We start from the raw sequence: 15,314 nt of genomic DNA on the forward strand, positions 1-15,314 counted from the left end.
TCCTGGCCTACATGGACTTCCATCCCGACCATTGGACCAAGATCAGCTCGACCAATCCCCTCGAGCGCGTCAACGGCGAGTTCAAGCGGCGCACCGATGTCGTCGTCATCTTCCCCAATGAAGCGGCGATCTTCCGATTGGGAGGGGCCATCCTGCTGGAGCAAAATGATGAGTGGGCGGCCAGCCGCCGCTACATGAGCTTGGAGACCATGACGCCACTGGGGCATAATGACGTTTCCAGGTTGTCCGCCGTGGCAACCTGACCCGGCTCAACCCGCCGGAGAGCGATGACCAACCCCTTCGCTCGTACACCACGTGCCGGGGCACGATCCAATCCCCCCGCATCGATTCCCAGTCGCCGCGCGATTGAGGACCGCACCTCGGCAGGATCAAGGCTTTCCCCTTCGATGGCCGAGGTCTTCACAACATCGCTGGTGAGGGTCGTCAGACTCGCCTCCGCCCGCACGTCGAAACCAAGGGCTTCCATGCGTCCCAGCAAACGGCCTTGTCGGTGGCGGACATCCGCCAGGATCATGGACAGCGCCTCGCTGTCCCACGAGAAAGACGGCCACTCGGGCCGTTCATGGATGAATGCCATAATCGCCGCACTCCTTGCGGAGATTATGCCCTCCAATCCCCGCATCGGCAATAATCACCGCACCGCATGCGGCGAATGCTGCCCTTAATCGCCGCAGCGTCCCGGCAACGCGTCATGCCGTGGGTATCGTCCCGCACAGTTGCCGTCACGTGGGCGGCAATCATGGATTTCGTCTGTTCAACAGAGGGCAACCCGTCCGAATCGCCCGACCGTGCCGCAACGGTCCTGGCGGGGGCGCCGACCATTCGGGCTACGCTGTAGACATCGCCCCCGAAATCGACCGCCACGTCGTCCCAACGGCGATTATGTGGCCGGTCATGGCGGGTCTCCCCTGATGATTTCCACGTCGCGGGCGACACAACCCGCCGAAGGTTGGGAAGCCGTGCGGGGCTTCGTCACCGTAGACATGCCGGTGGTCGCCACTGCCCCGCGCATCGTTGTACCCGACCGGACGCTCCCCGTCCCGGCCATAGATGAGGTGGGGCGTGAACCGCTCCGTCACGGCCAAGCCCGCCCTTGCGACCACTCCGTCCGCATGTCACACCTCGGGTATGGCGAGCCACGGGCCGGCGCGGTCGGCGGAGTGGGGCGGGGGCGGGGCGGGGGAGTGCAGCATGCGGATCGTCGGTGTCGCGGTGCTGGCCGGGCTGGGCATGGCCGTTGCGGGCGGTGGTGTCGTGCGGGCGGCGCCGTCCTTCGATTGCCGGGCGGCGGGGACGCCGGTGGAACGGGCCATCTGCGCCGATGAGGCGCTGGGGACGCTCGACCGGCGCATCGCCGAAGCCTACGCCGAACTGATGGGCGCCGTCGGCGATGCGGAGCGGGCGCGGCTGCGGGCCGGGCAGCGGGAGTGGCTGACCACGGTGCGCAACGCCTGCGCCGGCCGGCCGGCCCCGGGCGCCTGTCTGGCGCAGACCATGCAGGCGCGCGCCGGGGACCTGGAGGCGGCGGTGGAGCCGGCGTACGCGGCGCTGGCGGACCTCGTCCGCTCCATCCCCGACCGGCCCGGCGACGCGGCGGCGGCGCTGGCCGAGCGGCGGGGGCCGCCGGGGCAGGCGTGGCTGGCCTATGTCCGGCGCTACGGCCCGCGGCCCGACCCGGCGGCCGCGGCAGCCACCCTGTCGGGGGCCATCGGCGGCCTCACCGATTCCTTCCCCGCGTCCATCGCCGCCGACCAGGACCTGAACACCGACGAAGGGTTCCTCACCGCGCTGCGCCTGGTGAACGACGTGTATGGCACCGCCATCCCCTGCTTCGTCCTGCTGCGCCACGGCGAGGCGGCGTGGGACGCGGTGCAGCCCATCTACGGCTCGTCGCGCGACGGGGCCGCGCCGATGCCGGACTGTCCGGCGGACGGCGGACCGTTCGATACCGCGGCGTGGCAGGCGGTGTCGGCGCTCATCGACCCGCTGGTCGGCACCGCCTATGGGCGCACCGGCACCATCCGGTCCACCTTCGGGCGGGCGATCGCCGTCACCGAACTGAGGGCAGCGGTCGATCCCGGCGGCTTCCGGGATGCCGGGACGCTGGACGAGGCGGTCGCCATCATCCGCGCCTGGCGCAACCCCCGCTGGGTGGGCGGAGGCTGGCAGGAACGCTTCACCGCGGTATTGGACGGCGCGCTGCGCGAGGTGGAAACCGTGATGGCCACCCGTCACGGCCTGGCGCCGGAGGCGGCGCGAACCGCCGCCCGCGGGGCCGTCGGCGCGGTCCTCCTCATCACCGCCGAGTTCGTCGCGGACACCATCGACCTGGAATCCGACACCCGCGTGCCCGACTGGCTGCACGGCACCCGGGCGTGGACTCTCGGTGGCGGCCGCGGCGCGGGCGAGGCGCCGTCTCCCTTCAACGCCGCGCAGGGACGCCTGACCATCGCCGCCGACCGGCTCTGCGTCGCCGGCGCCGGGGAGTGCCACGGGCCGGAGGCCGGACCCGCCGAAGACGACGCCCGCACCGCCCTGCTCGCCGCCGCCCGCGGCGCCGCTCCGCCCGCCGCCCCCGCGGCCCCCCTCGACGCCGTCACCGTGACGGTGGGGGAGACGCCGGACGTCAGCTTCGACGCGCTGCGCCTCGCCGACGGAAGCGTCCTGGTGCGCATGGACGGCACCCCGCCGTTCCGGCTGACCCCGGTGCGCTGACCGCCCCTGCGCGTTTCCCCTCGCCATCCTGCTGCGCCGCAGCGACGAATTGCTGCGGCGCGGCGACGCAAACGTTTGCGCAAACGGTTCGATGGTCATAGGCTCGTCGATGTTGCGTCGGGAAGGGGAGGCGGGCGCCATGAAACGGATCGGTCTTCTCAACGCGCCGCTCAGCCACGCCATCGCGTCGCTGGGGCACACGCAGTCGCTGGTGATCGCCGACGCGGGGCTGCCGGTGCCCGCCGGGCCGCTGCGCATCGACCTGGCGGTGACGCCGGGCGTGCCCTCGTTCCTTCAGGTCCTCGACGCCGTGGCGGAGGAGATGATGGTGGAGCGGGCGGTGATCGCCGCGGAGATGGCCGCCGCCAACCCGGAGCTGCGGGCCCTGCTGGCCGGCCGGCTGGCGCGGATGGGCACCGCTCAGGGCCGCCCGATCGGGCTGGAGGAGGTGCCGCACGCGGCCTTCAAGGGCCTGACTGCCGACTCCGCGGCGGTGGTGCGGACGGGCGAGTGCAGCCCCTACGCCAACATCCTCCTGGTTTCCGGTGTCACCTTCTGACGGCGAGGGCGCCATGGCTCCGGCACCCGGCACACCCGATCCCGATGCGATCCTCGACCTGCGCGGGGTCGACAAGGCGTTCAACGGCGTGTCCGTCCTGGAAGGGGTGGATTTCAGCCTGCGCGCCGGCGAGATCATGGCGCTGATCGGCGAGAACGGCGCCGGCAAATCCACCCTGATGCGCATCGTCACCGGCATCATCACCGCCGACCGCGCCACGACGATGACATGGCGCGGCGGCCCCGCCGGCTTCGCCACGCCCCGCCGGGCGATGGACGCGGGCATCGCCATGATCCACCAGGAGCTGAACCTGCTGCCGCACCTGACGGTGGCCGAGAACATCGGGCTGGGGCGCGAGCCGCTGACCCGGCTGGGGCTGATCGACCGGGCGCGCCTGCGCCGCGATGCCGCCGCCCTGCTGGCCCGCCTGCGCCAGCCCATCGACGTCGACCGGCCGGTCGGCACCCTCAGCGTCGGTCAGCAGCAGATGGTGGAGATCGCCCGCGCCCTGTCGCTGGACGCCCGCCTGCTGATCATGGACGAGCCCACCGACGCCCTGACCGACGTGGAAACCGCCGTCCTGTTCGAGGTGATCCGCGGCCTGAAGGCGGAGGGCAAGGGCATCGTCTACATCTCCCACCGGCTGGGCGAGATCTTCACGCTGTGCGACTCCGTCACCGTGCTGCGCGACGGCCGCACGGTGCACCGCGGCCCGGTGGCGGAACTGGACGAGGCGACCCTGATCCGCCACATGGTCGGGCGCGCCATCACCGACCAGTACCCCTATCTCGCCTGTCCCCCCGGCCCCGAACGGCTGGCGGTGGAGGGGGTGAGCGCCGAGGGGGTGCGCGACGTCAGCTTCACCGCCGCGGGCGGCGAGATCGTCGGCTTCGCCGGGCTGATGGGCGCCGGGCGCACCGAACTGGGCAAAGCCATCTTCGGCGCCAGCCCGCTGCGCGCCGGCCGCATCCGGGTCGACGGGCAAGAGGTGCGGCTGCGCCACCCCCGCGACGGCATCACCGCCGGCATCGCCTATGTGCCCGAGGACCGTAAGGCGGAGGGGCTGATCCAGCCCCATTCCATCCGCACCAACATGTCGCTGGCGGCGCTGGCGCGGTTCTGCCGCCCCGGCGGGGTGATCCGCCGTGCCGACGAACGGGCCGCGGTCGACCGCTTCATGGCCGCCTTCGCGGTCAGGGCCCGCGGCATCGGCGCCGAGGTCCGCACCCTGTCCGGCGGCAACCAGCAGAAGGTGTCGCTGGCCAAGGCGCTGATGCTGTCGCCGCGGGTGGTGATCCTGGACGAGCCGACGCGCGGCGTCGACGTCGGCGCCCGGCGCGAGATCTATGGCCTGATCAACGAACTGAAGGCCGGCGGTCTGTGCATCCTGCTGATGTCTTCCGACATGCCGGAGCTGCTGGGGCTGTCCGACCGCATCCTGGTGATGGCCGGCGGGCGGCTGACCGGCCGCTTCGCGCGGGGCGAGGCGACCCAGGAGGCGATCATGGCCCGTGCGGTCGGCTGAAGACGGAAAGGGGAGACACGGGATGAACGCGCCGCTGCAGGTTCTGTCGCGCAACAAGCCGCTGATCGGCCTGATCGTGCTGATGACCGCCGTGGCGGTCATGAGCCCCAGCTTCCTGACCGTCGACAACCTGCTGAACATCCTGCGCCAGACCTCGATCAACGCGGTCATCGCCGTGGGCATGACCTACGTCATCCTGTCCGGCGGCATCGACCTGTCGGTCGGCTCCGTGCTGGCCCTGTGCGGCGCGGTCTGCGCCTGGCTGGTGGCGGGCGACGTGTCGGTGTGGCTGGCCATATCCCTCACCCTGCTGCTGGGGGCCGGGCTGGGGGCCATGAACGGGGCGGTGGTCGGGTTCGGCGGGGTGCAGCCCTTCGTCGCCACCCTGGTCGCCATGACCATGCTGCGCGGTGCCACCCTGGTCTTCACCGACGGCCGGCCGATCACCACCGGCACCGGCGCCGGGGCGGACGCGTTCTGGAGCGTCGGCGGCGGCTATGTGGCGGGCATTCCCGTCCCGGTGGTCATTGCCGCCCTGGTCTTCACCGTCTTCGGCCTGGTCCTCACCCGCACCCGCTTCGGCCGCTACACCTACGCCGTGGGCGGCAACGAGGTGGTGGCCCGCCTGTCGGGCATCCGGGTGGGCGTGCAGAAGGTCGCCATCTACGGCGTGGCCGGCCTGCTGGCGGCGCTGGCCGGGGTGATCCTCACCGCCCGGCTGGAAAGCGCCCAGCCCACCGCCGGCGCCGGCTACGAGCTGGACGCGATCGCCGCGGTGGTGGTCGGCGGCACCAGCCTGGCCGGCGGCCGGGGCACCCTGTTCGGCACGCTGGTCGGCGCGCTCATCATCGGCGTGCTGAACAACGCGCTGAACCTGATGGACGTGTCCTCCTATTACCAGATGATCGCCAAGGGGGCGGTCATCCTGCTGGCGGTGCTCGCCGACGGCCGCCGGTCGCAGTGAACCGGTCCGGCCCCACACCGGCCGGGTCCGACAACAACGAGGAAGGAGAGCCCAACCATGCGTACGTTCCTGACCGCCGCGGTCGTCGCGGCCACCGCCCTGGTGGGGGCGGCCGAAGCCCGCGCCGCGGACACCATCGCCCTCGTCGTGTCCACCCTCAACAACCCGTTCTTCGTGACGCTGAAGAACGGCGCGGAGGCCAAGGCGAAGGAGCTGGGCTACACCCTGCTGGTCCTCGATTCCCAGAACGACCCGGCCCGCGAGCTGGCCAACGTCGAGGACGTGGTGAGCAAGAAGGTCAAGCTGCTGCTGGTCAACCCCACCGATTCCGACGCGGTGCGCTCGGCGGTGCGGGCGGCCAACCGGGCGCAGATCCCGGTCGTCACCCTCGACCGCTCGGCCAACGGCGGCGAGGTGGTGTCGCACATCGCCTCCGACAACGTGGCCGGCGGCCGCATGGCCGGGCAGCTCGTCGTCGACATGCTGAAGGGCGAAGGCGCCGTGGTGGAACTCCAGGGGCTTCCCGGCGCCTCGGCCGCCCGCGACCGCGGCCAGGGCTTCCGCGAGGTGGTGGACGCCGCCGCCGGGCTGAAGGTCGTGGCCAGCCAGCCCGCCGACTTCGACCGCACCAAGGCGCTGAACGTGATGGAGAACATCCTCCAGGCCCAGGCGAAGATCGACGCGGTGTTCGCCCACAACGACGAGATGGCGCTGGGCGCCGCCAAGGCGATCCAGGCGTCGGGGCGCACCATCCCGGTGGTCGGCTTCGACGGCACGGATGAGGGAACGGCGGCCGTCGAAGCCGGTGCGCTGGCGGCGACCGTCGCCCAGCAGGCCGGCCTGATCGGCGAGAAGGGCGTCGAGACCGCCGCCAGGGTGCTGAAGGGCGAGACGGTCCCGGCCTACACCCCGGTCGAGCTGAAGGTGGTGACGAAGCAATAGCGGTTCCGGACGGTCGTGACGGCCGTACCCGGAATCAGGGAGCTGTTCCCGTCCGGCAGCCGCGGGGTGCGGTGCCGGACGGGGATGCCGGCGGAGCGGATCCATGGTGACCATCAGGGATGTGGCCGGTGCGGCGGGCGTGTCGGTGAGCACGGTGTCCCACGTTCTCAACGCCACCCGCTTCGTCGCGCCGGAGACGGAGCGGCTGGTGCGCGAGGCCATCGAGCGGCTGGGCTACGCCCCCAACGGCATCGCCCGTGCGCTGAAGGGCAACCGCACCCGCACCCTGGGGATGATCGTCACCGCCAGCTCCAACCCCTTTTTCGCGCAGGTCATCCACGGGCTGGAGACGGCCAGCTCCGACCGCGGCTACAGCCTGATCCTGTGCAACACCGACGACGATCCGGACAAGCAGCTCCGCGCCTTCGAGGCGCTGCACGGCCGCCGCATCGACGGGCTGGCGGTGATGGCCAGCAACGCCGATCTGGGTTTTCTCGACCGGGTCCGCGACCGCGCCCCGGCCCTGCCGCTGCTGCTGCTCGATTCCGATCCGCAGCCGGGGGCCTGCGCGGTGGCCGACGATTCCGCGCTGGGCGGGCGGCTGGCCGCCGGCCTGCTGGCGCAGCGCGGCTTCCGCCGCATCGCCTGCATCACCGGTCCGGCGCGCCATCCCCGCTCCCGCGCCCGGCTGGCCGGTTTCACCGAGGGCCTGCGCGCCGCCGGGCTGACGCTCGACCCGGCGCTGGTGCGCACGGCGGACCTGACCATCGCCGGCGGCTACGCGGCGGCCGCCGCCCTGCTGGACGGCGCGGCACCGCCCGATGCGGTGTTCGCCTTCAACGACCTGATGGCGGTGGGCGCGCTGCGCGCCGCGGCGGAGCGCGGGCTGCCGGTGCCGGAGCGGCTGTCGGTCATGGGCTACGACGACATCGAACTGGCCGCCTACCTCACCCCGCCGCTCACCACCGTACGCCAGTCGGCGGCCCTGTTGGGGGCGCGCGCGGCGGAACTGCTGATCGACCACCTGGAGCACGACCGGCCGTTGCCGGACCTGCTGTCCCTGCCGCCCGACCTGGTGCTCCGCGCCTCGGTCGGCCGGCCCCCTGCGAGGCTTCCATGACCGCGTCCCGTCCCATCGTCGTCTTCGGCAGCGTCAACATCGACGTCTGCGCCTACTGCGACCGGCTGCCCCGCCCCGGCGAGACGGTGCACGGCACCGGCTATGCCATGGGCCTGGGCGGCAAGGGCGCCAACCAGGCCGCCGCCGCGTCCCGCCTGGGCGCCGCGGTCGAGATGGTCGGGCGGATCGGCGACGACGCCTTCGGCGCCATGGCGCGCCGCCGGCTGGCCGACTTCCATGTCCGCACCGGCCATCTGTTGAGCGACCCCGGCAACCCCACCGGCATCGCCGTGATCGGGGTGGAATCGTCCGGCGAGAACTGCATCACCGTGGTCGGCGGCGCCAACATGGCGGTGAGCGCAGGGGACGTGGCGGCGGCGGGGGACCTGTTCGGCAGCGCCGCGGTGCTGCTGTTGCAGCTCGAAATCCCGCAGGATGCGGCGCTGGCGGCGGCGGCGGCGGTGCGCGCCGGCGGCGGCCGCGTCATTCTGGACCCCGCCCCGGCGCCGCATGGCGGCCTGCCCGCCGACGTCTTCCGGGCGGTCGACGTCATGACCCCCAACGAGACGGAGACCGAGGCCCTGGTGGGCATCCGCCCCGCCGACCCCCGGGATGCGGCCGCCGCGGCCGACCGGCTGGCGGAGCGGGGACTGTCCGTCGCCATCGTCAAGCTGGGGGCCAGGGGCGTCTGGTACCGGGGGCCGGCCGGCAGCGGATTCGTGCCGCCCTTCCCGGTGACCGCGGTGGACACCGTGGCGGCGGGCGACAGCTTCAACGGCGGACTCGCCGTCGCACTGGCCCGCGGCGACGACCTGCCGGCAGCGGTGCGCTTCGCCGCCGCCTGCGGCGCGCTGGCCACCACCCGCGCCGGCGCTGCGGAATCGGCCCCGACCGCGGCGGAGGTGGCGGCCCTGCTGGGCTGATCCGCCCGTTCAGGGCAGCGGGCCGGTCCGGTACAGCGTCACCCGCACGCCGCCGTGGGACACCGGGGCGTCGGGCGGGCCGAAGGGCAGGCCGGTGGAGCGGGCCAGCGCGGCGTCGCTGGTCACCAGCCCCACCCGCCAGCCGCCGAAGCGGGCCAGCAACGTCTTCCCCAGCGTCTGATAGAGCGGAAGAAGCTGGCGGGCCTCGCCGATCCGGGCGCCATAGGGCGGGTTGACGATGACCAGGCCGGGCGGGCCGTCCGGCGGGGTGAGATCGCTGATCGCGTGCTGCCGGAAGGCGACCAGGCCGGCGACGCCCGCCCGCTCCGCGTTGCCCCGGCTGAGCGCGATGGCGCCGGCGTCGCGGTCGCTGCCGTGGAAGCGCACGGCCGGCGGCGGTGCCGCGGCGGTTTCGCGGACGCGCAGGCGCTCCCACGCCGCCGGGTCGAAGCTGGCCAGGCGTTCGAAGGCGAAGTGCCGCGACCGGCCGGGCAGCAGGCCGGCGGCGATCTCCGCCGCCTCGATGACGAAGGTGCCCGACCCGCACATGGGGTCCACCACCGGCTCGGCCCCGTCGAAGCCGCACAGACGCAGGAACAGGGCCGCCATGGTCTCGCGCATCGGCGCCTTGTGGACCGCCTCCTTGTGGCCGCGCTTGTGCAGGGACTCGCCGGAGGTGTCGAGGCTGAGGGTGCAGAGGTCGTCGTCGATGCGCGCCTTCAGCACCACCGCGGTGTCGGCGTCCGCGTCGGTGGGGGCGGGGGCGCCCAGCTCCTCCCGGATCGCCCGCTCGATGCGCTGGGCCGCCGCGCCCGCGTGGTAGATGCGCGAGCCCTTGCACGACGCCTCCACGCGCACCGGCACGTCGGGGCGCAGGACGTCGCCCCACGGCACCCGCCGCGCCCGCTTGTCGAGCTGCGCCAGGTGGAAGGCGCGGAAGGCGCCGATGCGCGCCAGCACGCGGGTGGCGCCGCGCACCTCCAGGTTGGCCCGCCACACCTCCGGCCAGCCGCCGCGGACGGTCACGCCGCCCTTGACGGGTACGGGGTCGGCGAAGCCCAGCGCCTGCAGCTCCGCGCACAGGGCGGGTTCCAGGCCGGGGGCGGTCACGACGAAGATCTCGAAGGCGGCATCGCTGTCCATGGCGCCCTGGATATCGCGCCGGCATCCGGCCGGCGACTCCTTTCTCACCGCTTGCCTTGAAACAGATGGCTCCGGCGGTACGTTCAGGGGACCGGAGACCAGGAGGATTCATGGACGGAGCGACCGATCACACCGCCGCGCACCGGCGCCGGATGCCGGTGGCGGCGTTGCTCCTCCTCCTTGTTCCGATCGCCTGCGGACCGGCGCCGGACACGGCCGGCGACGCGGCGCCGCAGCCGCGGCCGGTGCGCGTCGCCACCGTGCAGGACGACGCCGCACCGGAGGTCCGCCGCTTCGTCGGGCGGGTGACCACGGTGCAGACCGTCGGCCTGTCCTTCCGGGTGCCGGGTCGGCTGGTCGAGCTGCCGGTGCAGGAGGGGCAGGAGGTGCCGCGCGGCGGCGTCATCGCCGCCCTCGACCCGGCGCCCTTCGAGCGGGCGGTGCGCGAGGCGCAGGTGCGCCTGACCGCGGCGCGCCAGGAGTTCGAGCGGCGCTCCACCCTGCGCGAGCGGGGCATCGCCTCCGAACAGGCGCTGGAACAGGCGCAGACCGACCTGGACCTGGCCGCCGTAGCCCTGGAGAACGCCCGCCAGGACCTGGAGCACACGCGCCTGCCGGCGCCCTTCGACGCGATCATCGCGCGGCGCCTGGTGGCCAACCACACCGACGTCCAGGCGGGGCAGGAGGTGGTGCGCGCCCAGGACGTCACCGAGGTGCGGGTGGTGGCCGACGTGCCCGAGGCGCTGCTCGCCACCTTCCGCGCGCAGGACGTGCTGTCGCTGGAGGCGGAGTTTCCCTTTCCGGAGCGCCGGCGCTACCCCCTGGCCTACCGCGAGCACGCGACCGAACCGAACGCGGTGACGCAGACCTACCGCATCACCTTCGGCATGCCGCGGCCGGAGGCCGGGGTGATCCTGCCGGGCATGTCCGCCACCGTGGTGGCGGTGCTGGACCGCTGGCGCGGCAACGGAGCGGCGGCATCGGTCAGCGTTCCGCCCACGGCGCTCGGGACCGATCCGGACGGCCGCTTCATCGTCTGGGTGCTGGACGAGGACGCCGGCACGGTGCGGGCGCGCCCGGTGACGGTCGGCACGGCGCGCGCCGACCGGGTGCCGGTGCTGTCCGGCCTGGCGCCGGGGGAGCGCATCGTCACCGCCGGCGTGCCCTACCTGCAGGACGGCATGCCCGTGCGTCCCCTGGACGGCGTGCCCGTGGCGAGCGAGTGAGGGCCACCCGTGAACATCGCGCGCGCATCGATCCGGCGGCCCGTCAACGTCTGGCTGATCGTCCTGGCCTGCCTGCTGGGCGGCGTCTGGGGGCTGCTCACCATCGGGCGCCTGGAAGACCCGGCCTTCACCATCAAGCAGGCGCAGGTCATCACCCCCTACGCCGGCGCCTCCGCTATGGAGGTGGAGGAGGAGGTCACCGAACGGCTGGAATCCGCCATCCAGCAGATGCCGCAACTGGAGCGCGTCACCTCCGTGTCGAAGCCGGGGGTGTCGGAGATCACGGTGGAGATCCGGCGGGAGTTCCGGAGCGCCGTCATGCCCCAGATCTGGGACGAGCTGCGCCGCTACGTCGGCGACGCGGCCGGCAGCTTGCCGCCGGGTGCCGGCCCGCCGGCGGTGCATGACGATTACGGCGACGTCTACGGCCTGTTCTACGCCCTGACCGCCCCCGGCTACGCCCCGGGGGAGGTGCGCGCCATCGCCCGGTCCCTGCGGCGGGAGCTGCTGACCGTGCCCGGCGTCGCCAAGGTCGCCACCGCCGGCGAGCCGCAGGAGAACATCCACGTCGAGGTGGCGCACGACCGGCTGGTGCAGATGGGCCTGCCCATCGACCGGCTGATGCAGCTTCTCGACGTGGAGAACGCGGTGCAGCCCACCGGGGCGGCGCGCTCGGGCGACCGGCGCGTGCGCATTCCCGTGGGCAGCGCCTTTCCCACGGTCGGCGCGGTGGAGGACCTGATCTTCGGCGTTCCCGGATCGACCGAGATGATCCGGCTGGGCGACATCGCCACGGTCACCCTGGCGCCGGTCGAGCGCCCCGACCACCGCGTCCGCCATAACGGGCACGAGGCGGTGACCCTGGGCGTCGCCGCCGTCGCCACCGCCAACGTGGTGGAGGTGGGGGAGGCGGTCGCCGCCCGCCTGGCGGCGCTGCAACCGTTCCTGCCGGTGGGCGTCGAACTGCACCCCATCTACGACCAGGCCGCGGTGGTGGACGCGGCGGTGTCGGGCTTCGTGCTGAACCTGGCGGCCTCGGTCGCCATCGTCATCGGCGCCCTGTGCCTGTTCATGGGATGGCGCGCCGGGGTGGTGGTGGGGTCGGTGCTGCTGCTGACCGTGCTGGGCACCGTGTTCGTCATGCGGGTGTTCGGCATCGAGCTGGAGCGCATCTCCCTGGGTGCGCTGATCATCGGCATGGGCATGCTGGTGGACAACGCCATCGTGGTGGCCGAGGGCATGCTGATCGGCATGCAGCGGCGGCGCACCCGTCTTCAGGCCGCCATGGACGTGGTGCGGCAGACCCAGTGGCCGCTGCTGGGCGCCACCGTCATCGGCATCATGGCCTTTTCCGGCATCGGCCTGTCGCAGGACACCACGGGGGAATTCCTGTTCTCCCTGTTCGCGGTGATCGGCATCGCCCTGCTGCTGAGCTGGGTGCTGGCCATCACCGTCACGCCGCTGTTCGGCAAGTACCTGTTCCGCGTGACCCCGGCGGCGCCGGGCGCCGACCCCTATGACGGCCGGCTCTACACCGCCTACCGCGGCGTGCTGGCGGCGGCGCTGCGGGCGCGCTGGCTGACCATCGGGGCGCTGGCGGCGATCACCGTGGCGAGCGTCTACGGCTTCGGCTTCGTCAACCAGGGGTTCTTCCCCAACTCCAACACGCCGCTGTTCTATGTGCACTACTGGCTGCCCCAGGGCACCGACATCCGCGCCGTCGACCGCGACCTGCGCGCGGTCGAGGAGATCGTGCTGGCCCAGCCGGAGACCGAGGCGGTGAGCGCCTTCGTCGGCCGCGGCGCCACCCGCTTCATGCTCACCTACGCGCCGGAGCCGGCGAACCCCTCCTACGGCCACCTGATCGTGCGCGCCGCCGACCTGGAGGCGATCGAGGCGCTGGCCCCGCGGGTCGTCGCCGCGGTGCAGGAGCGGTTCCCCGAGGCGCAGGTGTCGTCGGAGCGGCTGGTCTTCGGGCCCGGTGCCGGTGCGCGCATCGCCGCGCGCTTCTCCGGCCCCGACCCGCGGGAACTGCGGCGTCTGGCGGCCGAGACGGAGCGGGTGCTGCGGGACGACGGCCGCATCCTCGACATCCGGAACGACTGGCGCCAGCGCGAGATGGTGGTCGTCCCCGTCCTGTCGGAGGACCGCGCCCGCCTGGCCGGCGTGACCCGCGCCGATCTGGCGCAGACGGTGCAGTTCGCCACCGACGGCATCCGGGTGGGCGGCTTCCGCGCCGGCGAGGAGACCCTGCCCATCATCGCCCGCGCCGCGGGGGAGGGGCGGGGCGACGTGGAGGCGCTGCGCGACCGGCTGGTGTGGAGCCGCTCGGAGAACGCCTATGTCCCGGTCATGCAGGTGCTGGACCGCCTGGACACCGCCGCCGAGGAGGTGCTGGTGCGCCGCCGCGACCGGGTGCGCACCCTGACCGTGCAGGCCAACCCGGCGCCCGGGCAGACCACCGCCGAGGCGTTCGCGCGCATCCGCCCCGCCGTTGAGGCCATCGCCCTGCCCCCCGGCTACCGCCTGGAGTGGGGTGGCGAGCACGAAAGCACCCGCGACGCCCAGGGGGCGCTGATGACCCGGGTGCCCATCGGCTTTTTGGTGATGGTGGTCATCTCGGTGCTGTTGTTCGGCCGGGTGCGCCAGCCCCTCATCCTGTGGCTGACGGTGCCCATGGCGATCTGCGGCGTCACGGTGGCGCTGCTGCTGACCGGGCTGCCCTTCGGCTTCATGTCGCTGCTGGGGGTGCTCAGCCTGTCGGGCATGCTGATCAAGAACGCCATCGTGCTGATGGACGAGATCGACCGGCAGGTGGCCTCCGGCAAGCCGCCCCCCGACGCCGTGCTGGACGCCGGCGTCAGCCGCCTGCGGCCGGTGACCCTGGCGGCGGGGACCACCATCCTCGGCATGCTGCCGCTGCTGGGCGATGCCTTCTTCGTCGACATGGCCGTAACCATCTCCGGCGGCCTGGCCTTCGCCACCGTCCTGACCCTGGTGGCGGTGCCGGTGCTCTACGCCCTGTTCTTCGGCATCCGCCCGCCGCCGCAGCGGCAGCCGACCGCGCCGGCGGCCGACGACGGCGGGGCTTCCCGCCCGCCGCCGCTTCCGATATGACGGCGGTCGGCACCGTCGCCCGGCCGGCAAAGGACCGCACCCCCCGTGTACGATTTCGCTTCCGATCCGCTCATCGGTCTGACGCAGACCCGGCTGGGGTGGATGTTCTACCCGCGCAACGACCGGTATGTCGGGCGCTCTCTCGAACTCTACGGGGACTATGCGCGCCTGGAGTACGAGGTGTTCCGGCGCATCGTCCGGCCGGGGGACACCGTCGTGGACGCCGGCGCCAACATCGGCGTCCATACCGTCCACTTTTCCGCACTGGCCGGCCCCGGCGGCCACGTCCTGGCGTTCGAGCCGCAGCGCGCCCTGTTCCAGATTCTCAACGCCAACCTGATGATGAACCGCTGCGCCAACGTGCAGCCGCTGCCCTTCTGCGTCGGGGCGGAGGACGGGTGGGTCGATTTCCCGCAGGTACCGCTGGACACCCCCGTCAACTTCGGCGGCATCGGCCGGGACACTCCGGCCGCCCGACGGGAGCGGACGCAGACCCGGGCGATCGACGGCTTCGGGCTGGAGCGCTGCGATTTTATCAAGATCGACGTGGAAGGCGCCGAAGCCTCGGTGATCGAGGGCGCCCGTCGGACGATCTCCGGCCTGCGCCCGACGCTGTGCGTCGAAGCGGAGAGCGCCGAACGGATCGCCGGGTGGTTCGACGGGCTGCGCAGCTCCGGCTACCGCGCCTTCCGAATGGTCCCGCTGCTGTTCACCCCCGGCAACTGGAAGAAGTGCCGCGAGAACGTGTTCGGCCGAACGATCAACATCAACCTTCTGGCATTCCCCGGTGACGCTCCCGATTGGGCCGCCGATCCGGCGCTGGGGCTGCGTCCGGCCGACACCGTCGACGCCTTCTTCGAGGGGCTGAACACCGCGTCCCGCGCCTGACGCGACAGCCCCGATCGTTCCGGCTACCCCGGCCGTGCCGGGAATGGCGGGGTGCCGGGGAACGTATGTGTTGTGACGTCATGGAGCGCCGGGCGGGACCCCGGGGAGCTCCGGGCTCATGGTGGTGCATCACTGGCCGGGCGCTTCCCGACGGGGGTGTCCGGCCGATCT

At 72.7% G+C, this 15,314-nt stretch carries 13 protein-coding genes; 11 read left to right on the forward strand and 2 right to left on the reverse strand.

Annotated elements, in window-relative coordinates; translation table 11 throughout:
• Positions 1–263: transposase (locus G472_RS32470; protein WP_029010169.1), on the forward strand; the 263-nt coding region annotated here is incomplete at its 5' end.
• On the opposite strand, the gene G472_RS40790 is transcribed toward G472_RS32470, so the two are convergent.
• On the reverse strand, positions 191–643 hold the full coding sequence (locus G472_RS40790) for a DUF4172 domain-containing protein (protein WP_425387980.1): 453 nt from the start codon (positions 641–643) through the stop codon (positions 191–193). The two genes, G472_RS32470 and G472_RS40790, sit on opposite strands and share 73 nt — an antisense overlap.
• A 569-nt stretch (positions 644–1,212) precedes the next feature.
• On the opposite strand from G472_RS40790, the gene G472_RS32475 reads away from it, so the two are divergent.
• The 7 genes from G472_RS32475 (at position 1,213) to rbsK (ending at position 8,769) form a co-directional block, all read left to right on the forward strand.
• Positions 1,213–2,736 carry a lysozyme inhibitor LprI family protein gene (locus G472_RS32475; protein ID WP_035691975.1) on the forward strand — a complete coding sequence of 508 codons (1,524 nt, stop codon included), beginning with the start codon at positions 1,213–1,215 and terminating at the stop codon, positions 2,734–2,736.
• 139 nt (positions 2,737–2,875) lie between these two features.
• Positions 2,876–3,295, forward strand: coding sequence for a D-ribose pyranase (gene rbsD, locus G472_RS0110655; RefSeq protein WP_029008382.1), 420 nt, complete (start codon positions 2,876–2,878; stop codon positions 3,293–3,295).
• A gap of 13 nt (positions 3,296–3,308) precedes the next feature.
• Positions 3,309–4,820, forward strand: coding sequence for a sugar ABC transporter ATP-binding protein (locus tag G472_RS0110660; RefSeq protein WP_051340672.1), 1,512 nt, complete (start codon positions 3,309–3,311; stop codon positions 4,818–4,820).
• Positions 4,821–4,842: 22 nt separating this feature from the next.
• The gene (gene rbsC / locus G472_RS0110665; protein WP_029008384.1) at positions 4,843–5,784 is read left to right on the forward strand and encodes a ribose ABC transporter permease; all 942 of its coding nucleotides are present in this window, start codon (positions 4,843–4,845) and stop codon (positions 5,782–5,784) included.
• 57 nt (positions 5,785–5,841) lie between these two features.
• A complete protein-coding gene (gene rbsB, locus G472_RS0110670; RefSeq protein WP_029008385.1) occupies positions 5,842–6,726 on the forward strand; it encodes a ribose ABC transporter substrate-binding protein RbsB in 885 nt (294 codons plus the stop codon).
• A 103-nt stretch (positions 6,727–6,829) separates the two neighbouring features.
• The gene (locus G472_RS0110675; RefSeq protein ID WP_029008386.1) at positions 6,830–7,846 is read left to right on the forward strand and encodes a LacI family DNA-binding transcriptional regulator; all 1,017 of its coding nucleotides are present in this window, start codon (positions 6,830–6,832) and stop codon (positions 7,844–7,846) included.
• Positions 7,843–8,769 (forward strand): ribokinase, encoded by a 927-nt coding sequence (rbsK, locus tag G472_RS0110680; RefSeq protein ID WP_029008387.1) that lies wholly within the window; start codon positions 7,843–7,845, stop codon positions 8,767–8,769. Before G472_RS0110675 ends, rbsK begins: the two co-directional genes overlap by 4 nt.
• A gap of 9 nt (positions 8,770–8,778) precedes the next feature.
• Here rbsK and G472_RS0110685 read toward each other — a convergent pair whose 3' ends face one another.
• Positions 8,779–9,912 (reverse strand): THUMP domain-containing class I SAM-dependent RNA methyltransferase, encoded by a 1,134-nt coding sequence (locus tag G472_RS0110685; protein WP_029008388.1) that lies wholly within the window; start codon positions 9,910–9,912, stop codon positions 8,779–8,781.
• A gap of 110 nt (positions 9,913–10,022) precedes the next feature.
• Between G472_RS0110685 and G472_RS0110690 the strand changes: the two genes are divergently transcribed.
• The 3 genes from G472_RS0110690 to G472_RS32485 are packed head-to-tail and all read left to right on the forward strand — an operon-like array spanning position 10,023 to position 15,143.
• Positions 10,023–11,138 (forward strand): efflux RND transporter periplasmic adaptor subunit, encoded by a 1,116-nt coding sequence (locus tag G472_RS0110690; protein WP_051340673.1) that lies wholly within the window; start codon positions 10,023–10,025, stop codon positions 11,136–11,138.
• A gap of 9 nt (positions 11,139–11,147) precedes the next feature.
• Positions 11,148–14,255, forward strand: coding sequence for an efflux RND transporter permease subunit (locus G472_RS32480; protein ID WP_051340674.1), 3,108 nt, complete (start codon positions 11,148–11,150; stop codon positions 14,253–14,255).
• Positions 14,256–14,300: 45 nt separating this feature from the next.
• Positions 14,301–15,143 (forward strand): FkbM family methyltransferase, encoded by an 843-nt coding sequence (locus G472_RS32485; protein ID WP_051340675.1) that lies wholly within the window; start codon positions 14,301–14,303, stop codon positions 15,141–15,143.
• Positions 15,144–15,314: the final 171 nt, after the last annotated feature.

Source organism: Azospirillum halopraeferens DSM 3675, from assembly GCF_000429625.1.
Lineage (GTDB): Bacteria > Pseudomonadota > Alphaproteobacteria > Azospirillales > Azospirillaceae > Azospirillum > Azospirillum halopraeferens.

Excerpts from the sequence above, each read along its gene's own strand:
- G472_RS32475 (WP_035691975.1), top strand. The coding sequence starts at position 1,213 with ATGCGGATCGTCGGTGTCGCGGTGCTGGCCGGGCTGGGCATGGCCGTT.
- G472_RS0110685 (WP_029008388.1), bottom strand. The coding sequence starts at position 9,912 with ATGGACAGCGATGCCGCCTTCGAGATCTTCGTCGTGACCGCCCCCGGC.
- G472_RS0110660 (WP_051340672.1), top strand. The coding sequence starts at position 3,309 with ATGGCTCCGGCACCCGGCACACCCGATCCCGATGCGATCCTCGACCTG.
- rbsK (WP_029008387.1), top strand. The coding sequence starts at position 7,843 with ATGACCGCGTCCCGTCCCATCGTCGTCTTCGGCAGCGTCAACATCGAC.
- G472_RS40790 (WP_425387980.1), bottom strand. The coding sequence starts at position 643 with ATGCGGGGATTGGAGGGCATAATCTCCGCAAGGAGTGCGGCGATTATG.
- rbsC (WP_029008384.1), top strand. The coding sequence starts at position 4,843 with ATGAACGCGCCGCTGCAGGTTCTGTCGCGCAACAAGCCGCTGATCGGC.
- G472_RS0110690 (WP_051340673.1), top strand. The coding sequence starts at position 10,023 with ATGGACGGAGCGACCGATCACACCGCCGCGCACCGGCGCCGGATGCCG.
- rbsB (WP_029008385.1), top strand. The coding sequence starts at position 5,842 with ATGCGTACGTTCCTGACCGCCGCGGTCGTCGCGGCCACCGCCCTGGTG.
- rbsD (WP_029008382.1), top strand. The coding sequence starts at position 2,876 with ATGAAACGGATCGGTCTTCTCAACGCGCCGCTCAGCCACGCCATCGCG.
- G472_RS0110675 (WP_029008386.1), top strand. The coding sequence starts at position 6,830 with ATGGTGACCATCAGGGATGTGGCCGGTGCGGCGGGCGTGTCGGTGAGC.